Below are 6481 nucleotides of genomic sequence, written 5' to 3' on the forward strand. Positions count from 1 at the left end.
CCCTCGCACCGCAGCGCCCCGCCGCGCCGCACGCCACGGTCGCGCCGGCCCGCCCGGCCGCGCCGGACGCCGCCCCCCGCCGGAACCCCGGCTTCGTGCTCTACGTCGGCGTGGACGCCGCGCCGGGCGAGCAGCCGCAGGCGCAGCTCGTCGAGCTCGCCGAGGCCCTGGGCGAGCTCGCCCGCGACTGGCTGCCGAGCGCCGAGACGTACACGGCCCTCGCCCTCGCCGAGCCCACGACCGCGACGTCGTCGCCCGTGCAGGACATCGCGGCGTTCCGCGAGCGGCTCGCGACGCTGTCGCCCGTGCCGCGCGTCGTCATCGACCCCGCGGGCCGTACCGTCACGGTCGAGGGCCGGTCCGCGCGTCTGACGTTCCGGGAGCTCGAGCTCCTCTCCTACCTCGCCCGCACGGCGCACCGCGTCGTCACCCGGGCCGAGCTGCTCGAGACCGTGTGGGCCGACCACGAGGTCGCCGCGGGCAGCCGCACCATCGACGTCCACGTGCGCCGCCTGCGCGAGAAGCTCGGGCTGGAGCACGTCATCACCACGGTCCGCGGGCTCGGCTACCGGTTCGACCCGCAGACCCCCGTCGTCCTCGGCGGCACGGGGGACGCCGCCTGAGGACCAGCGCTGCCGGGCCGCGGCCGACGTGGGGGTACGTGGGGGACCGCGCGCCCGGCAGCGCAACCCCGCCTGTCGTCACGCCGGCCGGGCGACCGAGGTGACGACGCTCGCCGGGCGCGGACGCCCGCACGGCGATACGTTCGGCCCATGCGCACAGTCATCGCGGGAGGTCACGGCCAGGTCGGCCGTCGCCTGGCCCGGACCCTGGTCGAGCGGGGAGACGACGTCGTCGCCTTCGTGCGGTCCGCCGCGCAGATCACGGACCTCACCGAGCTCGGCGCGCACGTCGCGCTCATCGACCTCGAGAAGGACGACGCCGTCGCGGTGTCGTTCGAGCTGGAGGGCGTGGACGCCGTCGTGTTCGCGGCCGGCGCCGGACCCGGGAGCGGAGCACCGCGCAAGGACACGGTCGACCGGGCGGGCGCGGCGCTGCTCGCCGACGCCGCGGAGCGCGCGGGCGTCGGGCGCTACGTCCTCCTCTCCTCCCGCGGCGTCGAGGCGGCGCGCGCCGACGAGCGGCCCGACGACGTCGACGACGTGTTCTGGGCCTACCTGCGCGCCAAGGCCGCGGCCGAGGACGACCTGCGCGCGCGGGAAGACCTCGCCTGGACGATCGTGCGCCCGGGCCACCTCACCGACGACCCCGGCGTCGGCCTCGTCGCGCTCGCACCCGTCGGGGACGGCGACAAGCCGCGCGGCAAGCGACGCAAGCCCGGGGCCGCCGTGGGCGAGAGGTCAGACGTGACGCGCGACGACGTCGCGCTCGTCCTCGCCGCCGTCCTCCACGAACCGCGGTCGGCCGGCCTCGTGCTCGACCTCGTGGGCGGCGACCGCCCCGTGGACGACGCCTTGGCGGACGTGCTGCCGTAGCCCCGCTCGTCCGCCCCTCACCCCGGCAGACGGCGGGGCGTCAGCCCTCGCCGCAGCGCGACCCGCGCTGCCAGAACAACCCGAGCGGATCGCGGTCCGGCCGCACGAGGACGCTGCCGTTGCGCGCCGTGTAGTTCCAGCCGCGGTAGGAGACCTCGGCGTCGTGGTCGTACCAGACGCCTGCCTCCCACTCGGCGTAGCACGCGGGCGCCGCGGTGAAGTCGTCGACCCTGAGCTGTTCGGTCGACCTGCCCGCGTGGACGACGTAGGTCGCCCCGGACCAGGGCGCCTCGCCCAGGCTCTCGGTCCGTCGCTCGCCGGCCGCGACGGTCCACTCGCCCTTGGCCTGGCCTGTGACGCGGAACGTCACCGGGACGTTCGAGCCGGAGTTGTCGAGCAGGACCGACACCGCGCGGTACGAGTGGCCGCGGGCCGCGTCGTAGTACGGGTCGCCGAGGACGAGGCTCGCCGTCGGCGCCTCGACCGTGCAGTCGACCGCGTCGAAGTGCTCCGACAGCGTCTCGGTGAACGACACCCCGAGCACCGTGCGCGACAGCTCGAGCTCGACCTTCCCGGCCTTGACGGCGAGCGCACCCACCGCGACGTCTCCTCGCACGCTCGCTCCAGGGGCGACGTCGCCCAGGTCGCGGTCGCCGAACGGCGTGCGCGCGACGACGTGCATCGCCTCGGCCGAGTCGTTGCGCAGACCGACGGTGAGCACGACCCCACCCGTCCCGGCGGAGCACTGCGCGGACACGGTCGGGACGGCCGACCAGTCCGGCTCGTAACGGTCGCCCTGGTACCTCTCCGTGAGGCGTGCGTCCGTGAAGGCCGTGCCGAGCACGGTGCGCGACTGGCGGAACGTGACGGAGCCGGGATCCACGTCCAGCGCGCGCGTGTCCACGGTGAACGTCGCGGTGGCACCGGGCGCGACCTGCTGCGCGGGCCCCGAGTCCCCGTAGCCCGCGGCCGACATGACCACGTCGATCGTCTCGGGCGAGTCGTTGGTCAGCGTGCCGACGAGCTTGACCGAGCCGTCCTGCCAGCGCGCGTCGACCGTCGCGGACCGGGCCCACTCGGGGCTGTACGCGAGGGCGCGGTACCGGGCCTCGACCGTCTCCCCGCCCGGGCCCGACGGCGCCGCGCGCTCGACCGAGAACGTCGCCGTCCCGGCGGGGACGGACAGCGCCTGTGCGTCCACGGTGAAGGTCGCCTCGGCACCCGGCGCGACCTCGACCGGGGCGGCGTCACCGTGCGGCGTCGACATCCCGACACGGAGCGTCGTCGCGGCGTACGGGTTGCGGAACGTGCCGGTCACCACGGACGTGCCGACGCCGGTCCCAGGGGCCACCACCCAGGACGTCTCCGCGTCGGCCGCGTGCGCGACCTTCTTCCAGTCGAAGCAGTCGACGGCCGCGACATCATGGCTCGCGAGCGGCGCGCCGTCGGCGAGGACCGCGAGTCGCAGCGGCTCCCGGCCCACGCCTCCGGGCACGTCGACGGTCACGGCCGCGCCGCCGTCGACGGTCCGGGTCAGGTCCTTCCGCCCCTCGACCGAGAAGACGACCGGGACGGTCGAGCGCGTGTTGTCGTAGCGCAGCGAGACCTTTGCGGAGGACAGCTCGGTCTTCGGGTCGAGCACGCACTTCCCGACGACCGGCGAGCCCACGGCGGGCGCGTGCCGGACCGCGTCGTACGAGGCGGTCACGGGGTGCGACCGCCCGGACCCGTCGAGCCGCGTCGCGTGGAAGACGACCTCGCCGGCCGCGACGTCGCGCGAGCCCGCGTCGAGCGAGACCGTCACCGTCTCGCCCGGAGCGACGTCCACGGCCTTCGTCACGCCGAGCTCGTCGCCGTCCATGGTCACGCGCAGCGCCGTGGTCGCGTGGCCGTTGCGGAGCTCGCCCTGCACCACGACCGACCGGGTCTCCGCGGACCAGCGCGCCGTCGCGCTGCCCGAGACGTTCCACTCGAAGCAGTCGACACCGGCGACGTCGTGCCGGGCGATGGTCGAGCCGTCGGCGCGGACCTCGAACGCCGCGCCCGTCGCGCCCACGCCGCCGGGCACGACGACGTCGCGCACCTCGCCGGCGTCCAGCGTCGCGGTGAGATCGTCGCGACCGGCGACCGAGAGCTCCACCGGCACCGTGGACGCCGAGTTGTCGTAGTGCACCGTCACCGGCGCCGACGACGTGTCCGTCTCGGCGTCGAACACGCACTCCCCGACGGACGGCGCACGCGACGCCGACGGCGCGTGGCGCGCGGCGTCGTAGGACGCGCGGACCTCGTGCTGCTCCGTGCCCGGGGCGTCGACGCGAGAGGTACGGAACGTGACCGAACCTGCCGCGACGTCACGCGAACCCGTGTCGAGCGCGAACGACGCCTCCGCACCGGGCGCGACCTCCACGGCGTCGGTGGAGCCGTGGCGACCGGCGTCCAGGACGACGCTCATCGGGGTCACGGCGTGCGTGTTGCGGAACGTCCCCTCGACGACGAAGGACCCGGACTCCGCGGACCAGCGCGTCGTGGCGCTGCCCGTCACCGACCACCGGAAGCAGTCGACGGCGCGGACGGTACGAGGACCGATCTCCCGGCCGTCGGACCGGACCGCGTACGTGGCCGCCTGCGCGCCGGCGCGGGGCAGCTCGACCTCCGTCGTCCCTCCCGCCGGGACCGTCTTCGAGAGCCCAGGGCGCCCGTCGACCGAGAAGACCACCGGCAGGGTCGACGCCGAGTTGTCGTAGACCAGCGACGCCGCGGCCCCCGACGTGTCCGTCTCCGGGTCGAACCGGCACTGGCCGAGCGACGGCCCCGGGACGTCGGGCGCGATCCGCTGCGCCTCGAGGAGGACGGGCAGCAGGCTCTGGTAGCCCTTGCCGTCGCCGTCGTCGTCCTGGTGCCAGCGGTACTGGCGCAGGACCGCGTTCCCCCGCACCGTATGGGTCAGCCCGGTGTCGAGGACGAGGTCGCCCGTCGCGCGGTCGGCCAGGGGCGTGATCGCCGCCGAGTCCGCGACCCCGGACCAGGTGCCGTTGTCGGGCGCGAGCAGGCGCACGTCGAGCTTCTCGCCCGTGCCGTTCACGACGCTCGCCGTCCAGCGGACCGTGCCGCCGTCGTTGTCCGCCGCGACGTGCACGTCGGCAGCGGTCAGCCACGGCGGCGGCGTCCAGCAGTCGAGCGCGTCGAACGGGCCCGCGTCGAGGCGGTGCTCGAACCTCTCGCCCGCGACGTTCGTCGAGAGCACGACGGCGGCACGCCCGGCGGGGTAGCGCACGCCGTCGTCGACCTGGATCTTCGCGACCTGCCCGGCACCGACGGTCCTCGTCGCGCTCGACCCCGCCGCCTCGACCGTCACGTCGAGGTCGTCGTATGCCGTGGTGTTGGTGTACGTCGCGACGAGAGACGCGACGTCGCCCTTCTCGGTCGCGGTGCACTGCGGCACGACGCCGCGGGGCTCACCGTCGTCCCCGCGCAGACCGTCGGCGGCGCCTCCCCAGTAGTCGTCCACGGCCGGGTCGACGGACGCGGTGCCCGAGCGGGCGCCACCCGCCGTCGCCTGAACCTGGAGGTCGGGAAGGTCGTCCGGGACGGTCTCGAGGTCCGCGAGGAGAAGCACCGGGACGTCGACCGTCGCGTGCGGGGCGAGCGTCGTGCCCGACGGCGAGGCGCACGTCACGGCCCCGTCGCCTCCCTCGCAGCTCCATCCCCTCGGGCCGCCGCCGACGAGGCTCAGTCCGTCCGGGAGGTCGACGGTCACGCGCGGTTCCACGGCAGGCTCGTCGCCGCTGTTGCGCAGGGAGAGTCGCAGCGTCGCGTCCCCAGGGTTGTCGAACGCGAGCGTGGGATCGGCGGTGACCCGCAGCTCTGCGCCCCAGTACGAGACCTTCGTCGGCGGGAACGACCGGCGTGACGGCTCGACGCCCTTGGCGCGCAGCGACGCGGCGAAGGCGTACTCACCGCCCGAGTCGGCACGCACCTGCACCGAGAGGTCCTGGGTCGCCCGCGGCGCGAGGACGCCCACCGAGCAGGTGACCAGGCTCGTCCCGTCCGACTGCGGCACCGCGCTGCCGCACGGGAGGGAGGCTGTCGACAGGGGGCCGCCGACGACGGTGCCGCGCGCGACGAGCGACGAGCCGGGGGTCGAGACACCGGCCGGGAGGGTGAGGTCGACGAAGACCTCCTCCGCCGCTCGCCCGCCGGAGTTCGACGCGGTGATGACGAGATCCGCCGGGACCCGTGCCGCGAGCGAGACCGGGGCGAGCGACAGCTCGAGCGCCGCGGGCGCGGGCTCGGGTGTTCCCGGGTCCGTCGGCCCGGGCGTCCCGGTCCCCGGGTCGGTGGGCGTCGGTGTGCCGGCGCCGGGGTCGGTGGACCCACCCGGGGTCGTCGTGCTCGGCGTCGAGCCGACCGGCGTCGTGCCGTCGGTGGGCGACCCGCCGCCGGTCCCGGTCGTGTCACCGGTCCCGGCAGTGCTGCTGTCGGTCGGTGCGGGCGGGATGTTCGTCGGCGACGTCGGGTCTGCGCTCGGGTCGGTCGGCGCGCTGGTCGCCTCCGAGGTCGGGGAGGGCGTCGGTGACCCGCTCGGCGAGGGCGAGGACTGCGAGGTGGGCGTAGGTCCCGGGTCAGGCGAGAACGCCCCGAGCGCGCCGGCGACCCCGAGTCCCGCGACCGCGAGCACGCCGACCGTGACGGCGGCGGCGGCCACCGGCGCCGACGCGACGAGGGCGACGAGCCCGCCGGCCCCGGCGGCGGCGAGCGCGCCGCTCCCGGCCGCTGCGCCGCCGGCAGCGGCTGCCGCCCCGCCGACGGAGGCCGCGCCGGCCCCGACCGCGCCGCCGGCTCCTCCGGCTGCGCCTGCCGCGGCGCCGGCACCACCGACGACGCCGGTCCCGGCAGCGCTCGTCCCGGCGGCACCCGCGCCCCCGCCCGCACCTGCTCCGGCGCCCGCGCCGCCGGGGGGTCGGGCGGCGCGGGCGCCGGAGCCG

At 76.1% G+C, this 6481-nt stretch carries 2 protein-coding genes and 1 pseudogene; 2 read left to right on the plus strand and 1 reads right to left on the minus strand.

Going from position 1 to position 6481, the window contains the following annotated elements:
• Together A0J59_RS19575 and A0J59_RS19580 are read left to right on the plus strand one after the other, a co-directional pair.
• Positions 1–623 (plus strand): winged helix-turn-helix domain-containing protein (locus A0J59_RS19575; RefSeq protein ID WP_064317205.1); only part of this gene is annotated, 623 nt, incomplete at its 5' end.
• A gap of 150 nt (positions 624–773) precedes the next feature.
• On the plus strand, positions 774–1496 hold the full coding sequence (locus A0J59_RS19580; protein WP_047232333.1) for an NAD(P)-binding oxidoreductase: 723 nt from the start codon (positions 774–776) through the stop codon (positions 1494–1496).
• A 40-nt stretch (positions 1497–1536) separates the two neighbouring features.
• On the opposite strand, the pseudogene A0J59_RS21900 reads toward A0J59_RS19580, so the two are convergent.
• Positions 1537–6481: pseudogene (locus A0J59_RS21900) on the minus strand (hypothetical protein); the annotation flags it as partial.

Origin of the sequence: Cellulosimicrobium sp. I38E (assembly GCF_001647255.1) — a bacterium.
GTDB classification, from domain to species: Bacteria; Actinomycetota; Actinomycetes; order Actinomycetales; family Cellulomonadaceae; genus Cellulosimicrobium; species Cellulosimicrobium cellulans_E.

Coding starts and splice junctions, on each gene's coding strand:
- A0J59_RS19580 (WP_047232333.1), top strand. CDS start 774: ATGCGCACAGTCATCGCGGGAGGTCACGGCCAGGTCGGCCGTCGCCTG.